Genomic DNA, 4,321 nt, shown 5'->3' on the forward strand with positions numbered 1-4,321 from the left:
ACCAACAGAGGAAAACCATGAAACGGACGACATCATTTTATTCGGCATTGGCGGTCGGTTTACTGACTGCGACGGTTGCGGCATCGGAGACGGAACTGACAGTTTACACCGCTGTCGAGGCGGAGGATCTGGCGAGGTATGCGGAGACGTTCAACCAGAGTAACCCTGATATCAAGATCAACTGGGTCCGGGACTCGACGGGGATCATCACCGCGAAACTGCTGGCTGAACGGGACAACCCACAGGCGGATGTGGTCTGGGGGTTGGCGGCGACCTCTCTGCTGCTGTTGAAATCCGAAGGGATGCTGGAGCCTTATGCCCCGGTTGGCGTAGACAAGCTGGATGCGAAATTCGTCGATGGTGACAACCCGCCTGCCTGGGTTGGCATGGACGCCTGGGTTGCCTCGATTTGCTACAACACGGTTGAGGCGGAAAAGGCCGGGCTGAAGCCGCCGACCTCGTGGAAGGACCTGACTGATCCGATGTACAAGGATCAGGTTATCATGCCGAACCCGAATTCCTCTGGCACGGGGTTCCTTGATGTGTCCAGCTGGCTTCAAATGTTTGGTGAAGAAGGTGGCTGGGAATACATGGATGCGCTGCACGAGAATATTGCGCGCTACACCCATTCCGGCTCGAAGCCTTGCAAACTGGCGGCGGCGGGCGAGATCCCGATTGGTATTTCTTTTGCGTTCCGTGGGGCGAAATCCAAAGCTGATGGCGCACCGCTGGAAATCATTGTGCCTTCGGAAGGCGTCGGCTGGGACATGGAAGCAACCGCGATTGTGGCCGGCACTGCAAATCTGGAAGCCGCGCAGAAGCTGGTGGACTTCACCGTCACCAAAGAGGCCAACGAGATGTACAATACCGGCTATGCGGTCGTGGCGTATCCCGGCGTTGCAAAACCGGTTGAACACTTCCCAGAGGGTCTTCTGGATGCGATGATCAACAATGATTTCGAATATGCCGCCAACAATCGCGCGGCAATCCTGAAGGAATGGCAGTCTCGCTATGACGGAAAGTCTGAAGCGAAGTAATTCCATTGGCAGGAGGGGCTTTTGTGCTTTTCCTGCCCGCCACTCTCTTGTTCCCACCAACACAACCAACTCACCCGGCGCGCACCGGCCAGGATCGGTCGTGCCCGAGGTGCAGATGTGAGGACCTCTCCCGTGCTTCAGAAAACACCACCCGGTGAACTGTATCTCAGCATCCAGAATTTGTGGAAAGCGTTCGGCAGCTTTCTGGCACTCAAGGACATCTCTCTTGAAATCAAAGAAGGTGAATTCATTTGTTTCCTCGGCCCGTCCGGCTGCGGCAAGACCACCTTGTTGCGGGCGATTGCCGGGCTGGATCTGCAGACCAAGGGTACGGTTATGCAGGATGGCAAGGACGTCTCCAACCTGCCCCCGTCCGAGCGCGATTTCGGGATTGTGTTTCAGTCCTATGCGCTGTTCCCGAACCTGACGATCGAAAAGAACATCGCATTTGGCCTTGAAAACACGGGCCGCAGCAAGTCGGATATCGCGGTTCGGGTGAGCGAGCTGCTGAACCTTGTTGGTCTGCCGGATCAGGGCAGGAAATACCCGGCGCAATTGTCCGGTGGCCAGCAGCAGAGGATTGCGCTGGCCCGCGCCATTGCAACCAATCCCGGTCTGCTGCTGCTGGACGAACCCCTGTCGGCGCTGGACGCCAAGGTGCGCGTTCACCTGCGGCATGAGATCAAGGAATTGCAGCGCAAGCTGGGTGTGACCACCGTGATGGTGACGCACGATCAGGAAGAAGCGCTGGCCATGGCCGACCGCATCGTGGTGATGAACCACGGGGTGATCGAACAAGTTGGATCGCCCACGGAGATCTACCGCGAACCGGCCAACCTGTTCGTGGCCGACTTTATCGGTGAAATGAACCAGATCCGATCTCAGGTCACCAAAGGCGGGCGGTTGAGCGTCGGGGAAAAGACCTTTGCCTGCCTCAGCCACACGTTCAATGATGGCACCCCGGTCATCGCAGCCATTCGTCCCGAAGACATCATCCCTCATGAAGCTGGTTATCTTGACACGGGCGGCAATCGGAACTGCATCGAGGTCACGCTTGATGAAATGGAGTTTCTGGGCTCGTTCTGGCGTTGCCGCCTGAACAACGAGCGGTTCGGATCTTCTGAACTGATCGCGGATTTTTCGATCAACGCCGTGCGTCGTCTTGAGCTGGAAGAGGGGTGCAGCATGGTGATCGAGCTTCCCGAGAACCGCCTGATGGCGTTTGACCTTCCGGAGGCTGCGGCATGAGCACGATGTCGACCAATCACGACACATTGCCTGTCGGGCCGGATATCAGGCCCAGGCTCAGCCGCGATGACATCCTGATGCGCGGAAGCATGATGGTGATCGCGCTCTATCTGATCGTGACACTGGCGCTGCCGCTTTACACGATGCTTTCCAAGTCCTTCTCGACCTACCGGGTCGAGCTGTCCCAGTATGAGTTTCAGGTCAGTGATGAAGCGGGTATGTTTGACGGAACGATCCTGACGGCTGACGAACTGAACAGGCAATTGGGGGTGTATTCCGACACCGATCTGACAACCGGCTCGGACGGGCGTTTGCCGGTGACCGGGTTTTTTCCGGATTTCAGCTTTCGCAGCCCGGTCATGTACCAGATGCGGAACACGACGGAGGCCGGGCGCTTTCTGGTCGGGTCGACTTTGAACGAAGGCACCGATTGGGTCGAGCTTGATTCCAACACGTTCCGCCGGGTGCAGATGCGGCCGGTTCAAGCGCGGGGTCTGGGCAACTTCATCAACTACTTCTCAACCCCGGCCCTGTTCAACTCGATCAAGAATTCCCTTTGGATTTCGGTTGTCAGCACAATCGTTACGGTGACGCTGGCGTTCTGGTTTGCCTATGCGCTGAACCGAAGCTGCATGCGGTTCAAGGGGGTCTTTCGCCTGATCGCGATGGCGCCGATTCTGGTTCCCTCGCTGCTGCCGGGCATCGCGCTGGTCTACCTGTTCGGCAATCAGGGGATGATCAAGGAGTTGCTGTTCGGAGCCAGTATCTACGGCCCCATAGGCATCGTGATCGGATCGGTCTTCTTTACCTTTCCACACGCGTTCCTGATCATATCGACCGCGCTCGCGATATCGGATGCGCGGTTGTACGAGGCCGCTGTCAGCTTGCGTTCTACCCCCTGGCGGACATTCTGGACCGTCACTATACCAGGCGCGCGCTACGGCCTGATTTCAGCAGCCTTTGTCGTGTTCAACCTGGTGATCACCGATTTCGGCCTGCCAAAGGTGATCGGCGGCCAGTTCAACGTGCTTGCCGTGGATATCTACAAACAGGTGATCGGCCAGCAGAATTTTGAGATGGGCGCCGTGGTCTCGGTGGTTCTGGTCATCCCCGCAATTCTGGCTTTTGGTATCGACCGGATGGTTCAGTCCAAGCAGGTGGCGTTGCTTTCTGCGCGTTCGGTTCCATATCAGGCAACGCCAAACCCGAAAACCGATCGCATATTCCTGATCTACTGCAGCTTGATCGGCCTGTTCATAGTTGGTCTTCTGGCCGTGTGTCAGTTTGCGGCGCTGATCAAGTTCTGGCCCTACGATCTGAGCCTGAGCCTCAAGAACTACCAGTTCAACAAGATGGATGGCGGCGGCTGGGGGTCGTATTTCAACTCGATCAAACTGGCTTTCCTGACGGCGGTGATCGGCACGACGGTTGTCTTCTTCGGGGCGTACCTGGTGGAAAAATCGAACGGCTTCAAAACCGGGCGGTCGATCTTTCAGATGTTCGCCATGCTGCCGATGGCCATCCCGGGCATGGTTCTGGGACTGTCGTATATCTTCTTCTTCAACAACCCGTCCAATCCGTTCAATGCGATCTACGGCACCATGGCGATCCTGGTGGTTTGCACGGTGACGCATTTCTATACCGTATCGCACCTGACGGCGGTCACCGCTCTCAAGCAGATGGATAAAGAGTTCGAGTCAGTGTCAGCCTCTCTCAAACAGCCAACAATGAAGCTGTTTGCCCGTGTCACGGTGCCGGTCTGCCTGCCTGCGGTGCTGGACATCTCAATCTATCTGTTCGTCAACGCGATGACGACTGTATCGGCGGTTGTGTTCCTCTACTCACCCAAAACCACACTCGCGTCCATCGCGGTGCTGAACATGGATGATGCCGGGGATATCGCACCCGCAGCCGCAATGGGCATGATGATCTTCTACACCAACGCAGCCGCCCGGATCTTTCATTTGATGGCATCAAAAGGCATCCTGGCCCGCACACAGGCCTGGCGCAGCAGGTAATCCACAAAAAAAACTCAA

The 4,321-nt window shown here is 56.8% G+C and carries 3 protein-coding genes; all 3 read left to right on the forward strand.

The genetic code is table 11. From position 1 onward, the window contains the following. Positions 1-17 precede the first annotated feature (17 nt). Positions 18-1,037, forward strand: a complete 1,020-nt coding sequence (locus tag ACR0DS_RS20200) for a putative 2-aminoethylphosphonate ABC transporter substrate-binding protein (protein ID WP_480616932.1) — start codon at positions 18-20, stop codon at positions 1,035-1,037. 132 nt (positions 1,038-1,169) lie between these two features. After that, entirely contained in the window at positions 1,170-2,285 is a 1,116-nt protein-coding gene (locus tag ACR0DS_RS20205) for a putative 2-aminoethylphosphonate ABC transporter ATP-binding protein (protein ID WP_267365559.1), read from the forward strand. Further along, positions 2,282-4,303 (forward strand): putative 2-aminoethylphosphonate ABC transporter permease subunit, encoded by a 2,022-nt coding sequence (locus tag ACR0DS_RS20210; RefSeq protein WP_480560857.1) that lies wholly within the window; start codon positions 2,282-2,284, stop codon positions 4,301-4,303. Before ACR0DS_RS20205 ends, ACR0DS_RS20210 begins: the two co-directional genes overlap by 4 nt. Positions 4,304-4,321 lie beyond the last annotated feature (18 nt).

Source organism: Ruegeria sp. AF5 (assembly GCF_056541905.1).